Origin of the sequence: Nocardia sp. NPDC004168 (assembly GCF_040610355.1) — a bacterium.
GTDB classification, from domain to species: domain Bacteria; phylum Actinomycetota; class Actinomycetes; order Mycobacteriales; family Mycobacteriaceae; genus Nocardia; species Nocardia sichangensis.
Map to the genome: position 1 here is coordinate 1 of NZ_JBEXME010000050.1, position 18,685 is coordinate 18,685.

Below are 18,685 nucleotides of genomic sequence, written 5' to 3' on the forward strand. Positions count from 1 at the left end.
ATGGTCCTGTGGGCCATGACCCTGGTCATGCGGCGCCGACTCGCCCGCCTCACAACCCACCCGATCCCGAAATGATCAGTTCATACACAGGCACTGAGATGCGCGAGGCCGTCAGTCGGTACGGCCCTGAAGAGGTGCCATCTACGAAAACGACAACAGGTCTGCTCGCCAACGATCTTCTTGGCGTGGAGAAACGCCACCCGACGGTCCTCCCTGTCGGCCTCCGACCGTGGCTTCTTCGAGTCAAGCTCGCGGCTGAACAGCGCAATGCCGTTGTTCACGCAGTCGGGCGTGATCGCTGTATCGGTTGCGGTGACAGCTCAATATTCGAACACAAACACAGGCCTATCGACAGGTCGGAGCAACGGATCCGGACGCTAATCGGGGAGATCGAGGATCTGATCGATGAGGGTATCGAGCTCGCGGTTGAACTCTCAGGCAAGCTGAACGAACTCTTGTTGGCGGATGCACGGAAACGTGCTGCTGTGACAGGACAACCGCAGACGCCGGTCCAGGTAAGGATTGCCGGAGGGTGGCACCGGTGCGCTGTGTGCAGTACTGAGGGGCGGACCGAGACCGGAGTGGGGGCACCAACAGCAGTTATGGTGCTTCCGCCTGGCACCGATATACGTGGGCTTTTCAATGCGCAACAATAAAACTGCTTAGGAAGAACATGTCGAGGGGGTGGACTCCCGGTTGGCCGCGAGGACTTGTGGTGTCTGTTCGCGCCAATTCCGTGATACTGCAGAATAATTTGCCGTCGACGCGTGAAGCTGGCTGGTCGAGCAGTTGGACTGAGGTGTGCGAGGTAGGACTGACGGCGTTCGGTCTCCACCACCGCTACATCCACCGACTGGTAGCGGTCGCTGATCAAAATTGCTTCACTGCCCGATACGCATCCACGACCGCTTGCTTGGCGAGATGCTCGCCAGCGCACCGGAATTGCCACACGGGGTTTGGTGGTTATCTAGGGGGACGGCGCGTCAATTGCTGGTGTTGGTCCATCAGCAGGCGCCGCGGGCCGCCGATCCTTCACTCGATCTACGCCATTGCCGCGCGCGAGACCGGAAACGTGGCTATGACCGATCTCGCCCGGCTGGTTGCCGCGTTCGCGGGGCTGATGACCGCGCGCCGCGGCAGGACCTGGACCCATGGATGAAACAGGTCCGCGAGGCTCGGCTGCCCCGAACTCGACCCCTTCCTGCGCGGCCTCGACCAGAACCACGACGCTGCGGTCACCGGTCTCACACTGCCCTACAGCAACGGCCCCATCGAAGGCGTGAACACGAAAACCGAACTGATCAAACGACAGTTTTATGGCCGCGCCGGATTCCCACTCCTACGGCACCGCATCCTGCGCGCCTAGCATCGACCGCCACCGGAAGTGAGCCAAAGCCGGAGATCAAACACTCCCACGCCCTGCTCACCACCTGAAGGGCGCAACTTGTCTAGGTTGGTGAACCCGACCAGGACGGTTTATGTCGGACGTTCGGCTGACACTGCGGCGACTGTGTGGGCTACTACTGTGGGGGCAAACGGCCCTCGTCTACCGCGTCGCCGCCACCGCACTGTGCTGGAGCTATGACTCGGCGCCCTCATGGATTTGGCATGGGGAGCGGGTCGCTGAAATCTTGTTGCGCGTGTCAGGGGAGGTGTGCGATTTCCGCTTTCGAGGAGCTGTGCAGGAACGGTTGCTTCGGTCCTGCTGGTGTCGATTTGACTCTGAAGCTGGTCAAGGACGAGCAGTCTCGGTTCCCTGCTTTGAAGGGCGCCTCGGCACCAGAGTTGACCCAGTCATTCTTCGCAGAACGCCTGCAGCAGGTGACGGTCATGTTGGTGACGACGGCAACCAGTGATGCCAGCGTTGGCAAACTGCTGAGGCGGTCGATCCGCAACTGGCTCACCGACAAGGCCCGTGCCACCGGCACAGGCCCGCTGCGGCGATCGATTGAGAAGGTCCTGTCCGAGGACGACCTATTCGAGCGGGTCCCTGCAGGCGAGGTGGGCGCCGGTCGCTGGAGAATCTCCGGATCGGGAGGCTGGCCGTGGTCAGGCGAGCCGGCAGTGCTCGTGGACACAGCGTGGAAGGTGCCGGGTGTTCGAGTGCCGAAATGGTCGAGCGAGTCTCGCCGACCGCCGGTGACTGATCGCAGTTCAATGGTGTCGATTTTGCGAGCGGTGCTCGAGGCAGCGGGCGGCAGCTTGGAAACTGCTCAGTTCGTCTATGTTCTGTCGCAGCGTTTCGCGGCGGCCCTCGACCCGATCGAGGTACCGCTGGCCGACGAAGCGGGTGCGGCTGAACTCGCCGCATCAGAGCCCACTGGCGAGGATTTGGTGATCGCTGCCGAGACAGAGTTGGAGGTGGGCTTCGCGGCCGCCCAGATTGTCGGGCGTTTGTCGGGAGAGGAGAGGGCGATCGTGTCCAACTTGAACGATATCGGCGCTGTCCAGGAGCGGCTCAGTCGTGGACGGAGCCAGGTTTACCAGCTGATCTCCCGCACGAAGCAGAAGATACGCGATTTGGCGGGAACGGGACCGGAGGCCGAGCAAGTCGCACTTGAGGTGATTCGGCTGTGTCGATGCTGAGGCGAGGGATCCGGACGATGGTGTCGGTGCGACGTCAGAGTTCATCGATGGCCCTAAGGTCGACGGTAGCGGGAGGACATCGTGAGCGACCCGACGACACTTGACATGCTGCTCGAACTTGCCAGGCGAGCTCGTGTGCCTGAGGCATTGACCGAGGGCGGGCGCACGCGACGGTTCGGTGCAACACACGACGTCGTAGTGCAGCGAGGCCAGCTGTGGCGGGCTTCGTGGGATGAAACGAGCCTTCTGGTGCTCGTCCTTCGGGTCGAGCAGACCACCGTCGCCGCCGCACCGGTTACAGTCGATCCGCCCGCCGAAGACGAGCACTGCGCCGTCGTGGGGATAACTGCGACAGCGCTCGAGGTCGAGGCGACCGTGTGGATGGGGCTGCGATCCGAACTCCCGATGCGGGTGCTCGACACAGTTGTGGATCAGTGGGCGGATCGAATCGTCGACGACCTGAACAGTGACTCGGTCGAATTGTCCGCCGACGATCAGAGCTTAGTGCGCCGCGGTTTGCCGATTACATCCGAATACGACACGGCGGCCGCAATAAGGGCTGAGATCGCAGACGATCTCGACGCTCTGCGATCAAGTCCCGCACTTCCAGCGTCAACCGGAGAAGACAAGGGCCGGCCTTTGGCGGCGGTGCTCGGGGAGTCGTTGGATCTCGCTGCCCTCGCTGCCGTCCTGAAGCCGTTCGGCCTCAACCAGGGCGAGACGATGCAGATCGTTCGCGGCAAGAAAGGCCTCACTCCTGATCAGGCTCGCGCGGTTGCCGACAGCACTGGTATCGCTGTGGAGGCCGTCTTGAACGCTGTCCAGCCGCTGCCGCAGGCGCTGGTTGCCGAAGCCGAGCACCCCCGCTGGCGTGAATCGTGGAGAGCATGGGCTGAGCAGGAAGGCGTAGACGAGGCCACCGCACGAATCCGCGTCAGCTACGGGGCGTATGCGCTGGCGGCGCGTCAGACGGGATCGAATGCCCCCGACTGGGCAGGCCGACTTGAACAGGTACTTCTGCGCAGACATCGAGGCGATCGGTGATACGTCTGCGTGGCATGTACGCCGCCAAAGCACAAGACCAAGCACAGAACATGCTCGAGGTACTCGACCGCGACCACCCCGGCGCCGCGGCCAAGCTTCAAGTGGACCCGCTCGGTGAATTGCGGACATGGGATGACCTTTCGGTGAGCCTGGTCGACGAACCGCCCGGTAGCGATGGGTGTTCGGTCGCCGGAAGCTACCAGCCCACCCCACCCACCCTGCTGGTGCGCAAGGCCAAGTCGGATCGCCGCAACGGATTCACTGCGTTGCACGAACTCGGCCACCACCTGCAACAAACCGATCTCGATCTCGGCAACGTCACCTTCACAGTCCAAGATTCCGAGCTGCTAGAGGAAGAGGCCTGCGATGCGTTCGCGGCCCAGATCCTGCTGCCGGACCACAAAGTAGCAGGTCTGATCTCAGAGCGCGGTCCCGTCGCCCAGAACGTGGTCGACGTGTTCGACCGCTTCCGGGCGTCCCGGGAAGCATGCTGCGTGTGGGCTGCCCGCCACCTGAAAGGCGCCGGCGCGGTGATCCTCCTAGACGACACCGGCACCGTCGTTTTCGCCGCTCCGAAAAGCTTCTACCCCCCAGCAAAACAATCCGACCAATCGGCAACACCATTGATCACGGCTGCCCTCAGCTCCTCCGACGGTCACGCCACCCGCGACGAGACCTACATCCAATACCGCGGCGGGGTACGAAGCGATGTTCTGTACGGCCAGGCCGCACGGATCGACGACCACTACATGGTCGCGATCGTGGTCAGCGACCACGCTGCCTGGCGTGCGCTGTCCCTCCCACGGCCGGGCACCCACAACACTCGAACAGGCCGATGGCGCGTCTGCGAGATCTGTCAGGAAGAGTTCCCCATCACCGACCAGTGCCCTCGATGCCGGCAGCCGCAGTGTGCCGACGGGCATTGCGGCTGTCACGCGAATGCAGCGAGCCGCGAGCGACGGTGCACCAAATGCTTCTTGATGCTGGCGCCAGCCCGGTTCACGGGTGCGTCGACCGTGTGTCTCGACTGCGCAGGCTGACCTCTCGACGCCTCGGCCGGACAGATCTCTTGATGTGACGTCAGTCCTCGGTGAAGCGGGTCAAACAAACGTGGACCCACCGCATCGAGGAGCAGGACATGCCCTACCGCAGCACCATCACCGGACGTTACATCAGCAAAGCCGCAGCAGTCCGCCACCCCAACACCTCCGTCAGCACATCACCGGCAGGAAACCGGGCCATCCACACCACACACCGCAGCGCGATCACCGGCCAGTACGTCACCCCGGAGGCGGCGGCGCGGAACCCCAAGACCACCCTCACCGAGAACCGATGAAGGCCAAGCCATCGGCGTGCAGCACCGATCCGATCCGGCACGACGTTCGTCCACGCGAAGGCCGGTGAAGTGGCGCTCCGCACGATCGCTGTCAGCGCAACCAGAGCCGTCGGCCCGGACGGGACGACCCGGTCGATCCCCGAGCGGATCGCGCGTCGGGTGTGGATCGCCGCCGGCGGGCGATGCACGATGTGTAACCGGTACCTCGCCGACGACGAAACCACCGGCCAGGATGTGATGGTCGGCCAACTGGCCCACATCGTCGGCTGGTCCACCAAGCCGGGATCGCCGCGTGGTGGAGACGACTTGCCCCTTCCCGAGCGGAATCTGGCCGAGAACCTGATGCTGCTGTGCCACGACCAGCACAAGGTGATCGACGACCGATCCCTGTGGGAGGTCTTCGACGCCGACACGCTTCGGGCGATGAAGCGCAAGCACGAGTTGCGTATCCGCAAACTCACTGCCATGGGGGAGGAACGCGCCACCACTGTTCTGCGAGTCGTGGGCAACCTCCACGGCCAACCCGTGGACCTCACCGAATCCCGGGTCATGGCAGCACTGCTGGAGCGAGACCGGTTCCCGGACTGGACCTTACGCGGCGCCGACGAATTCGAGGTCGACCTGCGCGCAGTCCCTGGCGAGGAACGTAGCACAGCTGGTTACTGGACGACAGCCAGAGACCACCTCGACGACCGGCTCGCGCATCTGCGCACCCAAGTCCGCAAAGGCCAGGTGACGCACCTGTCGGTCTTCGCCCTTGCCCGAGTTCCCGTACTCATCGTCCTGGGCACCATGCTGGACGAGACACTGCCGACGGATCTGTACCCGAAGCGCCGCGACGGTACCGAAGGGTGGGGCTGGACACCGGAATCCGCGGAGGTCGATTTCACACACACCTGTGTCCGCCGCGGCAGCGATCCCCGTAGCGTCGCCCTTCTCTGTTCAGTGTCGGGCACCATCGATCTCGACAGGCTGCCCGAGGAGATCGACGAACGGTACAGCGTCTACGAGCTCACGCCGCGCGGGCGCACTCCGGTACCCGCCCTGGTCGACAACCCGGCCACGCTCGATGCGTTCAGCCGCGCCTGGCGCGATCTCCTCGCCCGGATCGAGGCCGAGCACCGAGGCGCCCCCTTCATCGATGTCTTCCCCGCGGTACCCGCCGCTGCGGCGGTGAGCATGGGGCGCCATCTGATGCGGGTCGCTCATCCGCCTTTGCGGATCTTCGACCGCGTCACCGGCCATGAGACCTACCGATTCACCACCACCACTTCCCTTGACGAGCAGGATCAACGATGACCGACACCACCATGGATGCCCTGTCCGCGCTTCTGGCCGGATCGGCCGATATCCTCGATATCCCGCCCTATGTCCGCGACGCCGCCGTCGCGCGCTATACCGATGTCGGCACCTTCCTCGCCGAAACCGGCGGACCCACCTGGAGCGTCTACCCGCAGGGCTCGTTCCTCACTGGCACAGTTATCCGTCCGCCTATGACCTCGTGCGAGTACGACATCGACCTGGTGTTCCGCAACGAGATCCAGAAGGACAGCACGACACAGGCCGCATTGAAAGAGCGCGTCGGTACCATGCTCGAGGAGTACTTCGAATACAAGACGAGCACCAGCGCAGACGACGCCCCGGACGAGTACTTCGAGAAGCGGCGCTGCTGGACCCTGGCCTACGACAGCCTGGGCTTCCATCTCGACGTCCTGCCGTCGATTCCCGACGCCGACTTCTTGCCTTCGGAGAACGCGATCCTGCTCACCGACACCAAGCTCCGCCCGTGGCAGCACGGCAACCCACTGGACTACGCGACTTGGTTCCGCGGCCGCTCAGAAGAAATGCTGCGAAAAATCGAGGCAAAGGCATACGAAGCACACATCGCGACCGTGCCCAACTGGATGGTCCGCTCCACCCTGCAACGCCTCGTCCAAGTCCTCAAATGGCACTGCTACCTAGCCTTTGCCGACGACATCGACGACCGGCCCCCGTCCATTCTGATCACCACCCTCGCCGCCCACGCCTACCGAGGACAAGACAGCCTCGCTGTCGCCCTGATCGAAGTGGCCCAGCACATGCGCGACCACATCCGCCGGGAGAACGGCCAATGGGAAGTCCTCAACCCCGCACAGCCAGCAGAGAACTTCGCCGACAAGTGGAACGAACCCGACACTGCCCACCGCCGCATTAGGTTCAGCCGCTGGCTCGACCAATTCCAGCGTGACCTCGACGCCGCCTACCGCACCCAGAACGCCGGCATCGACGTCCTCATCGATCACCTCAGCACAGGCTTTGACCGCGACATCCTCGCCAAGGCCGCAGCCAACTGGGCCATCCGCACCACCGATCTGCGAGCAGAACGCAACCTCACCGTCACACCAGGAACCGCAGCGCTCGGGATCGCCAACGGTCGGAGGATCCCGGCGCACACCTTCCACGGGTGCCCGTGAAGCCACCTGACCGCTTGCCCGGCATCGGGAAACAGGCCTTCGCGCTACGAGGCATCCTGCCCGAGTGCTCAATCCACCTGCGTTCCAACACGCTCACAGCGGTAGCCCACATACAGCCGGCGCCCGCCTGCCGCCGCTACCGAGTCCAGTTGCAATACGACTACGGAGGCACACCAGAAGTTCGCGTCCTGGCTCCCGAACTCCGACTTCACCACAGCGCCACGAAGCTTCCCCACATCTACCCCGGCGACTTCCTGTGCCTCCATCTTGCCAACCAATGGCAACCCACCATGCTGCTCGCCAACACCACCGTCCCATGGACCAGCGAATGGCTCTACTACTACGAAATTTGGCTCGTCACGGGCCAATGGCACGGCGGCGGGAACGATCCAGTCCATGCGGAGCCGACGGCGAACCCCTGACAGTGAGCCAATCGTCTTGGCACCGCCTCTCCGGATCACTCCAGTTGCCCATGTTTTGCATGTCCTGCCGAGCGCCGGTACCTTTCGACTCTCATAAAAATCGAGACCCCACAACGAATTGCATCAGCACGACCACCACAACATCACCCCTCCCGACTTCTCTCCTGCTGCCGCTCACCTCAGTCCAACTACCGTTGTGGCGCGCCGCGTCTATCTTGAGCTGGTGCGTGCCCGGCACTGAGCGACTTCGTCTCCGGGATGCCAGCGCTCCTGTTCCTGCGGGTCGACTCGTGACGTCGTTCTGGCGCGGCCGGAGGCGCCTTCGGATCTTGGTTCAGGACGCCTTACGGTTCTCGTCGTTCTCGTGCTGAGCGATCACGGCGAGGAGTTCGCGAACCCACGCCGGCCGCTGCTCACCGGTCCCGGCCGTGGCGATGTCGCGTTCGATCAGTGAGCGGATGTAGGCCGACTGCGACATACCGAGGTTCGCAGCGCGGCGCTTGCACGCCTGATCGAGGTCACGGGTCAGCTTCACCGATCGGGGGATGAGAACAGGTTCGGTGTCCGGACCGGTCTCGATCGGCGGAGTGACCGGCTCATCGGTGAACTCGAGGCGCTCGGTCATCGCCGCCACCTCGGCGGGACTCATATTCAAGAACGGATCAGTCATTGCGGGTCGCCTCCCACTTCTCGAAGTCCGCGGCCTGGTCGGCGGTGAGGTACGCGGCGCTGTACACCTCGATGTCGCGACCGAGACGACGGGCGAAGACCGACAACGGTGTGCCGTCCTCCGCGCGGCCCCAGACCACCAGGGATGCGAGCCCGGTTGCCGGGTCGACGGCCGCCCGCAGCCAGACCGGTCGCTGCCCCTTCATCCAGGCATCTACCAGGTCGAATACGTCGTCCGGATCGACTCCTGTTCGCACTAGTATCTGGGCGAGCGCCCAGTACCACTCGATCGCCACACCCCTCAGACTACCGTAGAGACTACCCGGGTGGTGAGTTCAAGAGCCTGGTCCGTCTGTACTGCCGCCATGCGCTCGACCCGCATCGCAGCGAGGGAACGGCGCTCAGTGAACCCCGCGACCTGTCCGGCGGAGTCAACATGGTGCGGACCGCAATAGCGGCAGTAGCCGAGACACTGTTCGCATACACCCGGCAAGGCCCTGCTGCTGAGCGTCGAAAAATACAAACTATCCGGTCTGCAACTTCGGATACTCGCGGCGGGATACTGCGGAGGTTCCATCACGTGGACCATACGGTCGTTGGTCTTCTGAGCGGCGGGTTCTCGCCGCGGTCCAAGGCGTTCGGACCCGGCCGGTCGCCGGATCACCGTGGTTTGGTCTCCTGATTCCTGCGGATTCGGCCCTTTCTCCCGCGACAGCGGCTGCGGTCGGGGACGATGATCTCGGCCTATGGAGGGCGTGGATCGAAAGAGGGGCGGCACGTGGAGCACGTCGGTGATGCGCAGTGCGTGTACGAGGTCAGGCTGACCAAAGAGGCCGGCGACGGGGAGGTGCGCGACGATTGTGATCTCGTCGCGCTGGCGGATTGGCTGCGTGAAGACCCGCATGTGGGGCGGACCACCCGAGTGGAGCTGATTTCCGCGCCTCCGGGCCCCGGCGAACTGGGCGCCCTGCTGGACGTGATCGCGATCGTCGCCGCGAGCGGTTTCAGCACGGCCTCGCTGGTGGTGGCTATTCTTCAGTTCCGCGCCGTACGACCGGGCCCCGCTGTCACGATCGAGCGTCCCGGCGGCCGGAGGGTGATAGTGACGGGCGCGTCGGCGCAGGAAGTGCGGCGCGTGGTGGAGGAGTTGGAGCGGACCGACACCGGGGGTGCGATCGGGGCTGCAGAGTCCGGCGAGGGGGACCGCTAGCGGTGGTCCGACTGCCCGATGCGGCGCGGTCACGGGTCCTGCTGATCGGTACGGCCAGTTATGCTGGCGGGCCGCCTGACGGCGGCTTCCCGGAGGTACCGGCGGTGGCGGGCAACCTGGCCAGTCTGCGCGCGCTGCTGAGCGACCCCGAACGGGGCGGGTTCTCCGCGGAGCACTGTGCGGTCGTGCTGGACCCGGCGACACCGCGGGAGGTGCAGGACGCGATCCGCGCGGCGGGCGGTGCGGCGAGCGATGTCCTGCTGGTCTATTACGCGGGCCACGGCCACCGCCCGCAGGGCCGGGAACTGTTCCTGACCTGCGCGACCTCGACACCGGACACGGTGGAGACGACGGGGGTGTACTACCCGTTCCTGCTCGGCTGGTTAGAGCAGTCCCGTGCGTCGGTGACGGTTTTGGTGCTGGACTGCTGCTTCAGCGGAAAGGCGGCGCAGGACCTGCGCCCCGCGGCGGTGGCCCTGGGCGGAGCCCCCGCGCCTGCGGTGTTGCTCGAGCGGGGGGAGGTGGAGGTCGAGGGGGTGTGCGTGCTGGCCTCTAGCGGCCCTACCCAGCTGTCGGGGGCCGACGACGGCACAGGCGGTCACACCCTGTTCACCGGTCATCTGGTCACCGCGCTGCGCGACGGACTGCCGGGCGAGGGGCGGCTGTTGCGAATCCGGGCCCTGTATGAACACACCCGTCGCGCGATGGCCGCCGCCGGTACCGTCCCGCAACTGCCCTTGCTCGGTGCCACTGGTACAGCGGACGCGTTGGCTTTCGCTCTGAACCCGGCATTTCGGGACGACGATCGGGACACGAACCCGGCCGGCGGGGCAGCGGCGTGAGCCTGCCCGAGCTGATGCGCGCACAGGTGCGGGCCGCCCGGGAGCCGCCCTACCGGATCTTCGGGCCTCGCACGCAGATCCTGCCGGATGTCTACGTGCGGCCGATGCTGCGGGACCTGACGGCGGAGAGCGAGATGGAGGACCGGGATGCGGAGAAGGCCAAGGCTGAGAACCGGGCAGGCAAACGTCCCGACAACCGTGCCGAGGCCCCTTCCGAGGAGCGACAAAGTTCCGGTCGGCGCCGACCGTTGGCCGAACTGTTGGACGGTGAGCGTCACCGCATCGTCGTGGCCGGGGCGGGAGGCGGGAAGTCCACGATGACGCTGCACGTGACGGCGTCGCTGGCGCAACGCTGGCTTGACGGGGACTTGACCACCCGGCCAGCTCTGCTGCCCTTGCGTGTGACCGCCCGCGGTCTCGCGGCTCACCTGAGCACCGACCGGCAGGCGGCGCTGGCTGCGGCCTTGACCACCGAGTTGGGCTCTCATCTGCGCGACCGGATCGCACCGGGGCTGCTGGCGGCTGCCCCACCGGGAACCCGATGGCTGCTGCTCGTGGACGGGCTGGATGAGATCACCGCCCCCGACACCCGCGCGCGACTGATCGAGGTACTCGCTGGCTTCACTGACACCCCGCCCGCCACCGGCCCTACGGAATCGGAAGGCGACAGACGCCTTCGCCTCCTCGTGACGACACGACCCCTCGACGGCGCGGCGTGGACACGGGTCCTGCGATTCACCGACACCGACCGGTACACCCTCGAGCCCTTCGACCGGGACGCGTTGAACGGCTTCGCGCACGCGTGGTTCGGCGAGGACGGCCGCTTCCTGGCAGAGGAGTTCCTGCGCAGATTGGCCGAGCCGCGTCTCGCGGAACTCGCTCAAGTACCGCTGCTCGCGACGATCGCGGCGGTCATGGTCGAACAGAACCCGGACCGGACACTGCCACCGAACCGATTCGCACTGTATGAGGAGTTCATCGCGCAGCTGCTCGCGCGGGGCGGTGTGGAAGGGCCGCAGCACCGGCAGCCGTCTCCCGCAGCGGTAGCAGAACTGCGCGGCCGCAGAGTCGAGTTGCTCGAACGCCTAGCGGTGGCCCACCTCAACGGCATCACCGAGCTGAATTCCTTTCTTTGGAACTGTGCTTCGCCCCCCGACGATTACGAGATCCCGCTCGGCGCATGGCATGAGTTGCTCACCGCGACCCTCTCCGACACCGGCTTGGTGGTCGAGGGTTCGGGTGGACTCCGTTTCCTGCACCAGTCATTCGCCGAGCACCTGGCCGCCCGCGTCCAGGCTAGGGAGCTGCCGGAACGCTACAGGGCGGGCGAGCGCCGATGGAAGAAGGCCGTACACGCGGCCACTCCGCAGTCCAACTGCCAGGAGTCGGCTGCCGGAGTGGCCCTGCTGGTTTTGGAGCATCACACGCACCGCCACCCGGACAACGGCTTGATCCCCGCGCTACAACGCTCCCGTTCCGCCGATCAGCGCCTGCTCGCCGGACTGTTGCTGTCGTCCGGCGTGGCGGCGGCCCCCGAGTGGACTGCCGCGTTCCTCACCGATCTCGGCGCCTGGTGCGAGGGGTCACAGCGCTGGGGTAGTCGCAGCAGCGACGCCGCCGACCGGAGGATGCATGTGGGGCTGGCCGTCCTGCCCACAACCCCGCATCGGGACCAGGTCATCACCTGGTTGCGCGCCACCGTAATCTCCGCACCGACCGACGTCCGCGAGCTGGCGGCGAGGCAACTCGGTGCGATGGGGGCGGAGTTCGAATACGAGGCAGCGGAGGCGCTGGAGAGACTCGCGGCCCGCGGCTTTATGGAGCACAGCCTCTGGGACAGTCTGGTCGAACTGGGGCCGGAGGGGAAACGCCGGGCCGTCCGCCTGGCAGAGCAGGCATGGGTGTCCAACCATCGTCCATCCGCCCCCCGATGTGCAGGCTGCCGTGACCGCGGGCGTCGACGGAACGCTCGCCATCTGGCTGATCACCGACGATGCTCCCGCCCGGGTGGATGATCAGTCCCAATCCGGCCAGCACCCGGACTCTGGGACGCCATGGCCGAACAGCCGGTCCAGGATGAGTGGTCCGCAGACTGGACAGGTGTACTAGCGGATGAATGGCTCGGACCGAAGCTATGGTCTCGCCTAACGCCTGTCCGGTCGGCAGGCGGCAGGATCGCGCAGGAAGCCGTACCCGTCCCTGTCATCGCCGAGTGGGCCAAAAAGCTGGTTTGATACGCGGTCCGCCGATTCTGCAACGGCTCGACCAGAGCCCACAACTCGTCCGGGGCGAGACGTTTCGACAACTCGTCGACCACGAGTCGAACATCATGCAGTGCAACGGATTACGGCACACCGTGGACGAATCACAACTGCGACAGACACGGTCTAAGGACGCGCTGAGAAGTATGCGTATGGACCATGTTGTGGGCTTTCGCTGGTTGTCAGTACGAGCCCGGCGAAGTCGTCGAGGTTGAGATGCACAGGGTTAGAATTCGTGTCGCGAATTTCTCCGTCGAGATCGATGCGGATACGTGCAACAGGATAGTCGGTGTCGGCTTCGCGCAGGTCGAGTATCCGGTCACGGTTAGGAATGACGTCTATCCATTGCGCCGAGTAGGACGCCGACGGCGGTAGTTGTGCGCGGTCGCTGCTCGGAATCTCGAGTAGAAGCAGAGTGCATTGCTGTGCGGTTGCGGTGTCTATGAGTCGGCGGCGACCGGCCGGAGTGCCGATGATGAACCTGGCTGTTCGGCCGAGATCGGAGCATTCGATCCAGTACTGCAGCCATGATCGCAGAAAGTCGATCAGTCTGGATGTGAGAACATTGCTGGGAACTTCTGGCGGCCAGATGGATTCGGCATATCGAAGCATGGAGCGGACTCCTTCCCGATCACCGTGGACACTGGCACAGCAGGCAGTCAGCAGGGCGTGGCGGCATCTGTCGTAGTTGTTGACGAGCAGGTCGACCGTTAGCCGGCTGATTCGATCAATCAGCGGCACCACCTCGTCGGCGATACCCATCAGCCACATAAAACACAGATTGTTGCCCGCGTCGAGCAGTTTCGTGCCGATCGAAGTTCGTAGCTGCGGATGGTTGCTGCGATCTTCCGCGAATTCTTCGAGGCGTGTTTTCAGTTCGGTCGTCCGCGCCAGTTTGGCTAGCGCTTCGATTCGATAGGCTGCCAGCGCGAGGCGCAGAAGGTGTTTCTCGACCGGTAGGTCGCGCAGGGTGGAATCGACCAGTTCGATAGCTTGTGCATCTCTGCTGTTGGCGATGTGGTCGTCGACTATCGTGAGCACGTCTTCGTATCTATCAGTATGGCTGTGCGGGAAAGCGCCGGACAGAGCCTGCAGGCGCCGCTTTTCCTCGACCAGCTCGGCTGTATCGGAGCCGTCGAAGCGGGCCTTGCTAAGGGCTATGTCGATCCATGACTCGAGACTTGAGCGTGCCAGCTCTGCATCCGGGTCTGGGTCGTTGTCTTGCGCCAACTGCTCGAGAGCGTCGAGTGTCCTGGACACGTACGGCAGCAATTCCCTCCAGGCTCCGCCGAGGTGATGCATCGACTGGAACCCCTGAAAGGCGGTCTTCGCGACAATCCGAGTACTTCTAGTGGGCAGGGAATCGAGAATTTCCTGCTCAAAGGACAGCCAGCGGATTGACTCGTCACTCCGCCCTTGCACGTCGAACAGTATCGCTTGGTTGCCGGCCAACAGGGAACACCAGCGGATTTCTTCCCGACTGCCGGTCCATCGCCGGGCATGTTCGAGTACGGCCAACGAATGCGGCTGAATAGCAACAGCTTCCGCGAATGCACTAGTCGATATGTAGTGGTGTAGCCACGCCCCCAAGTGCGCAGCTGCCCGGTCGATCAGCAGCTCGACATCGAATCGGGCCCGCACGATGCGTTGGACGATTTCGTTGATGTCAATTTGGGTTCGTAGCTCGCGGGATATCAGCGTATCAGGATTCTCGCTGCGATCGATCAGCGATTCGGTGCGCATTCGTCGTATCGCTTGATCGACCCTGGGTAGGTCCTGATCCGGCACAAAGATCGGGTCGCCGTCGTTGTCGCGAATCTCGTTCTTCGTAACTGTGGCCGTACCATAGAGCAGTGCGTCGGGGATGGCGTGGGAAGCGAACACCGACCCGACAGCGAGCATGTCCACCCCAGCGGCGGCAGCCGAATCGCCTGCATGGTTGGCCTGGCGCGCGAGCCGGTCCAGGCACATATTGATCGCGGCCTGCAGTGAACGGGGGTATCCATCGCGGTCGAGCGTGTCATCATCAAGTACATAGTCAGCGATCTGGGTGAGATAGATCTGGGCCCCGCGAACCAGTGCGGAGAGCGAGCCGAAGTGCGCGGCGACGATCTGCAGGGCGAGCGGCCATCCCTGGAACTGCTGAACAATCGCGTTCACTGCGGCGCTCGCGTCACCGGTTGCAGCGACGTCTAGTTCGAGTCGAGACAGAAGCAGTTCGATGGATTGCTCATCGGTCATCCGTGGCACGTCTAGCGGGCGGAAGGTAGTCCAATCGACCGCGTTGTTGGTGGTGACCAGCACGTGCGCAGCGCCAGCGTGTGGCAACCAGCGCTCGATCTCGCTGGGGCGGCGTGCGTTGTCGAAGATCAGCAGCCAGCGACCGCTGAAGGTTGCGACCGAAGCTCGGAAGGAGTCGGCGATGTCGTGTTCGTTCTGCTGATCGAGATCGTTCAGGCCGAGTGTGCGGCGCTGTCCCACAACGGAAGCCAGTACCGCGGCGGGGGATTCGGAGTCCATCCAGCACACGCGGTCGTAAGCTTCGCGGTTGGCGTGCGCGTACATCGCGGCCAGGCGGCTCTTGCCGATGCCTGATCGTCCGACGAGCGCACACCGTTGAACGCGACGTGATCGTACATTGTCGAATCGTTCGGCAATCGCGGCCAACTGGGCTGGACGATCGATACCTTCCCCGGAAGGCACATGATGCAGCCCGATTGACGTTTCGTCGGCGCCGACCGCTTCGGCGAGCAGATGAGTAGACGTAGCCAGTAAGTCAGTGAAGTTGGTCAAGGTAACGACGCGGATGGATTTGGGTGCCTCGCCGTGTGGTGATGCGGCCTCTCGCGTGCCGGCGGCGCGTTGGAAAACATCGGTGATCAGGGTGTTTTCGACGAGGCTGGCGGCATGGTCGCTCAACGCGAGCCCGTGCAGCGCACGCCATGCGCGGATCCGCGCTCTGATTCTGCGACGGATCGCCGACGACGTTTCGCCGGTCGCCTGCACCTGCGCTCGGCGAAGGCGCGCGACTGCTTCCGGGGTGTCGGCTGCCGCCAACATGGCCGGCACCTCCTCTGAGCCAGCGGCCAGAGCGTGAAGCGAGGCCATGAAAGACTTGTCAGACATATCGGACTGCGCGCTTGCCTGATTCAACAGATGGGTCAATTCGCTGATCCCGCGACCCGGCCGGGCGTTGGTAGTCAACACATAGGCCGGACAGTCCACCGAACTTGACAAGCGGATCAGAACCTTCAGAGCCTCAGCGACACTGATCGTTCGACGAGCTGGATCGGCAGTCGATTTCACCTGATGGACAGCGACCCGGCCGTACTGAGGATGATGCACCTCGAAGTCGACGACGTCGGGATCATCGGATCCTGAGCTGTCCGTCTCCTCGATCCATACTGCGGACTCAGGCGGCCAGCCATCGTCGACCAGCGTTAGGAAACACTCGATCGTGGACAGATACTGGTAGAAGAGGCCGGAAGCTGCGCGGGCTCCCCCGTCCGTGCGCGACATGCGAGACAGCGTACGCATGACCGCCGACAGAATTGTTCGTCACACTGTTCACCATGCTGTCGTCGGGGGACTGTCGGGTAACGAGATAGACCCGGCGGTCGGCGCGCAGGGAGCTGATCCGGCTCGGGCACGTCAAGGCGTGTGTTGATCGCCTGTACCGCGAATCTGATAGACGTAATCCCTTCAGAGATCCTTGTTGTTCGGGGTGGTCACGTCAACCGAATCCTCCGGGCTCTCGTGCTCCCGCAGGTAGGTGTTGTTTAGGTAGTACACCTTGCGCGCGTGGAGGTCTGTGGACCATATGTCCGCTGCTACGCGGCCGGTTTCGGTTCGTACGAGCTGCAGGGCAACCAGTTCCTTCAGTCCCCGTTGCCACGTGTCGTCGCTGATAGCAAAACACTTGCGATCCCACGAAGAGACGTGGGCGCCCTGCTCGTCCGGCCTGCCGGCCAGGACGAGCCGTAGGCACAGGTACACGAACACCGCCCGCGCCGACATCACATTGATCCAACCTCTCGACCAGAACTGAATCGGGATCGTGATGTACGGCGCTGTCAATGATCCAAGCGGGTGAACGACGGTGATCTTGAACCCGCGTCCGGGGATGCGTTCCCTCGTAAGCAGTGCCTTCTTCTCCAGGGTGTCCATGCCACGCCTGATCCGGCGGGTGCCAGCGTCGGGGATCGGGTCCGCTTCGTTCAGTTCCTCGTAGCCCAGCAGCACTGCCCAGTAGTGGTCGGCGACGACGCGGTGCAACTCGTGCGGCGCCTTGCGGGTCAACATCAACAGGGTGAGGTACAGCTTCAGCGGAACCTCGCCCCGGCGGAATAGATCGGACAGCTGCGGCGCCTGTTCGCCGGGGTGCCGATTCCTCGCGAAAGCAGCCGGTAGCTGCACAGTGCTCGTCCGGCCCGATTTCTTGACCGCTTGCTCGAGCAGCCGTCTGGTCGTTCCGGTGAAGCTTCCCATCCCTGTCCTTTCCAGAACGCCGACCATGTCAGCGGCCCCCACGGGAGTCATGGGGTAGTGGGGTACTGGGATCTTGCACTCTCAGGAACCAGCAGATAGACAGACCATTTCGACCGCTGAAAGTGAGCAGACTACCGCTGATCTGGCTCTGAATAGCTGCTCAACTAGCCTAGTTGATCCGCCAGAATAGTAGTGGAAAACCGCTCAAATGGTCGGCGAGGGGAGTTGTCTGGGCAGCGGGGAGGACCCGAACATGGAGAGGAAGGCCCGAAGCGAGTGTTCGGGCCCGCCGGCGATTCGAACCCCTGGCATGAAAGGAGGTGGTGCTCGATGAGGCGTGGTTTTCGACTCACGGTGACGTGGTCCCGTGGGTCTTTCCGGATCTCGCTGGAGCCTCACTAGGTAGGGGACCTCCCCGGCCGTGGCGGCGGCAGGGATGTCCCCGGTGTGTATACGCTCACCGCTGAGCCGCAACTCTGGCCGCGATCCGGTCGCGACCAGAGTCTGCGAACGAGCGGACTTCATCCGGTGAAGGAGCAGGAAGTGATCCCCGACGACGGGACCTGGCAGCGCATGGCCGACAGGCTGGAGGAGATCACTGCGAGGTTCGCCGTCAGCGCTCTGGGGATAGGGAAGCCATATAAGGACAGCTGCCCAGCGCGCAAGGACGACATCGGCCAGCGGCGGCTGGCGTGCGATTGGCGGCGGTGTCCGGTCGACGAACTGCACACCGAGATCCAAAGCCAGCTCGAGCAGGCCAACGATCACATGTGCATGCTCGCGCGGGCGCTGGCCGAGCCGCAAATCATTTACAGTCCGTTCACGCTTGCCCGCCGCGTCCTACTGCCCAGCGGCCAGGCGTTCCACCTGTGCGACCCTCATATCAGCGTCATCGATCGCGTCGGTCGACTCTTGAACTTCCACTACAAGTCGAATCGCTTGCTGCGCACGATGGTGGACGGCGGTCCCGGCACTCTCGATCCGGCCGAGCGGTCCCAGCTCGATCAGGTGATCGACGAGTTGGTGCGGTCCGCGCGGCAACTCGGCTTGACCATCAAGTATCCAAAGGACGACCATTCCAAGGAACCAGCGTACCTCGGGCACAAGTTCCCCGATGACATCGATCTGGTGGGAGCGCTGCTCGGGCACGACAGTGAAACCGAATACGGCCAATTCGCCTTCCGGCTGTTCTCGGCGGGTGTGGCCAGTCCCCGATAACGCAACCCGGAAGTAGAGCCCAGGTTGTTTCGTCGGTTTCAATCGATCCCACAGCCCACCGGATGGTGGGTGTGGGTGCAGGCCGCAGCGTACTCGGCCGGTGTCCGGTAGCCCAGCGCTGAATGCCGGTGCCGCAGGTTATGGTCGGTCTTGAAG

General features: G+C 64.0%; 16 protein-coding genes and 1 pseudogene. 13 read left to right on the top strand and 4 right to left on the bottom strand.

From position 1 onward, the window contains the following. Nucleotides 1–71: 71 nt before the first annotated feature. From ABZW96_RS35905 to ABZW96_RS35945, 9 genes and pseudogenes are all read left to right on the top strand, one after another. On the top strand, nucleotides 72–656 hold the full coding sequence (locus tag ABZW96_RS35905) for a hypothetical protein (RefSeq protein ID WP_355081145.1): 585 nt from the start codon (nucleotides 72–74) through the stop codon (nucleotides 654–656). Nucleotides 657–1,183: 527 nt separating this feature from the next. Continuing rightward, a pseudogene (locus ABZW96_RS35910) lies at nucleotides 1,184–1,366 on the top strand (transposase); the annotation flags it as partial. Between the two features lie 350 nt (nucleotides 1,367–1,716). Then, entirely contained in the window at nucleotides 1,717–2,586 is an 870-nt protein-coding gene (locus ABZW96_RS35915) for a hypothetical protein (RefSeq protein ID WP_355081147.1), read from the top strand. A gap of 81 nt (nucleotides 2,587–2,667) precedes the next feature. Next, nucleotides 2,668–3,630, top strand: a complete 963-nt coding sequence (locus ABZW96_RS35920) for a hypothetical protein (RefSeq protein ID WP_355081149.1) — start codon at nucleotides 2,668–2,670, stop codon at nucleotides 3,628–3,630. 50 nt (nucleotides 3,631–3,680) lie between these two features. Further along, complete coding sequence (locus ABZW96_RS35925; RefSeq protein ID WP_355081151.1) at nucleotides 3,681–4,670, top strand: ImmA/IrrE family metallo-endopeptidase; 990 nt, start codon at nucleotides 3,681–3,683, stop codon at nucleotides 4,668–4,670. 98 nt (nucleotides 4,671–4,768) lie between these two features. After that, nucleotides 4,769–4,966 (top strand): hypothetical protein, encoded by a 198-nt coding sequence (locus ABZW96_RS35930; protein ID WP_355081153.1) that lies wholly within the window; start codon nucleotides 4,769–4,771, stop codon nucleotides 4,964–4,966. A 189-nt stretch (nucleotides 4,967–5,155) separates the two neighbouring features. Beyond that, nucleotides 5,156–6,265 carry an SAVED domain-containing protein gene (locus ABZW96_RS35935; RefSeq protein ID WP_355081154.1) on the top strand — a complete coding sequence of 370 codons (1,110 nt, stop codon included), beginning with the start codon at nucleotides 5,156–5,158 and terminating at the stop codon, nucleotides 6,263–6,265. After that, nucleotides 6,262–7,419: a nucleotidyltransferase gene (locus tag ABZW96_RS35940; RefSeq protein ID WP_355081156.1), complete on the top strand. Its 1,158-nt coding sequence runs from the start codon at nucleotides 6,262–6,264 to the stop codon at nucleotides 7,417–7,419. Before ABZW96_RS35935 ends, ABZW96_RS35940 begins: the two co-directional genes overlap by 4 nt. Then, on the top strand, nucleotides 7,410–7,841 hold the full coding sequence (locus ABZW96_RS35945; protein ID WP_355081158.1) for a hypothetical protein: 432 nt from the start codon (nucleotides 7,410–7,412) through the stop codon (nucleotides 7,839–7,841). The genes ABZW96_RS35940 and ABZW96_RS35945 overlap by 10 nt, the downstream gene beginning before the upstream one ends. Nucleotides 7,842–8,175: 334 nt before the next feature. On the opposite strand, the gene ABZW96_RS35950 is transcribed toward ABZW96_RS35945, so the two are convergent. Beyond that, entirely contained in the window at nucleotides 8,176–8,511 is a 336-nt protein-coding gene (locus ABZW96_RS35950) for a hypothetical protein (protein ID WP_355081160.1), read from the bottom strand. Next, nucleotides 8,504–8,806 (bottom strand): hypothetical protein, encoded by a 303-nt coding sequence (locus ABZW96_RS35955; protein WP_355081162.1) that lies wholly within the window; start codon nucleotides 8,804–8,806, stop codon nucleotides 8,504–8,506. The genes ABZW96_RS35950 and ABZW96_RS35955 overlap by 8 nt, the downstream gene beginning before the upstream one ends. A 482-nt stretch (nucleotides 8,807–9,288) precedes the next feature. On the opposite strand from ABZW96_RS35955, the gene ABZW96_RS35960 reads away from it, so the two are divergent. From ABZW96_RS35960 to ABZW96_RS35970, 3 genes are all read left to right on the top strand, one after another. Beyond that, a complete protein-coding gene (locus ABZW96_RS35960) occupies nucleotides 9,289–9,720 on the top strand; it encodes a hypothetical protein (protein WP_355081163.1) in 432 nt (143 codons plus the stop codon). A 104-nt stretch (nucleotides 9,721–9,824) separates the two neighbouring features. Continuing rightward, complete coding sequence (locus ABZW96_RS35965) at nucleotides 9,825–10,562, top strand: caspase family protein (RefSeq protein WP_355081165.1); 738 nt, start codon at nucleotides 9,825–9,827, stop codon at nucleotides 10,560–10,562. Continuing rightward, complete coding sequence (locus ABZW96_RS35970; protein WP_355081167.1) at nucleotides 10,559–12,577, top strand: hypothetical protein; 2,019 nt, start codon at nucleotides 10,559–10,561, stop codon at nucleotides 12,575–12,577. The genes ABZW96_RS35965 and ABZW96_RS35970 overlap by 4 nt, the downstream gene beginning before the upstream one ends. Before the next feature lie 372 nt (nucleotides 12,578–12,949). Here ABZW96_RS35970 and ABZW96_RS35975 read toward each other — a convergent pair whose 3' ends face one another. Both ABZW96_RS35975 and ABZW96_RS35980 read right to left on the bottom strand, forming a co-directional pair. After that, the gene (locus ABZW96_RS35975; protein WP_355081169.1) at nucleotides 12,950–16,342 is read right to left on the bottom strand and encodes an NB-ARC domain-containing protein; all 3,393 of its coding nucleotides are present in this window, start codon (nucleotides 16,340–16,342) and stop codon (nucleotides 12,950–12,952) included. Between the two features lie 183 nt (nucleotides 16,343–16,525). After that, nucleotides 16,526–17,311: a hypothetical protein gene (locus tag ABZW96_RS35980; protein WP_355081171.1), complete on the bottom strand. Its 786-nt coding sequence runs from the start codon at nucleotides 17,309–17,311 to the stop codon at nucleotides 16,526–16,528. A gap of 543 nt (nucleotides 17,312–17,854) precedes the next feature. Between ABZW96_RS35980 and ABZW96_RS35985 the strand changes: the two genes are divergently transcribed. Further along, the gene (locus ABZW96_RS35985) at nucleotides 17,855–18,529 is read left to right on the top strand and encodes a hypothetical protein (protein ID WP_355081173.1); all 675 of its coding nucleotides are present in this window, start codon (nucleotides 17,855–17,857) and stop codon (nucleotides 18,527–18,529) included. Nucleotides 18,530–18,685: the final 156 nt, after the last annotated feature.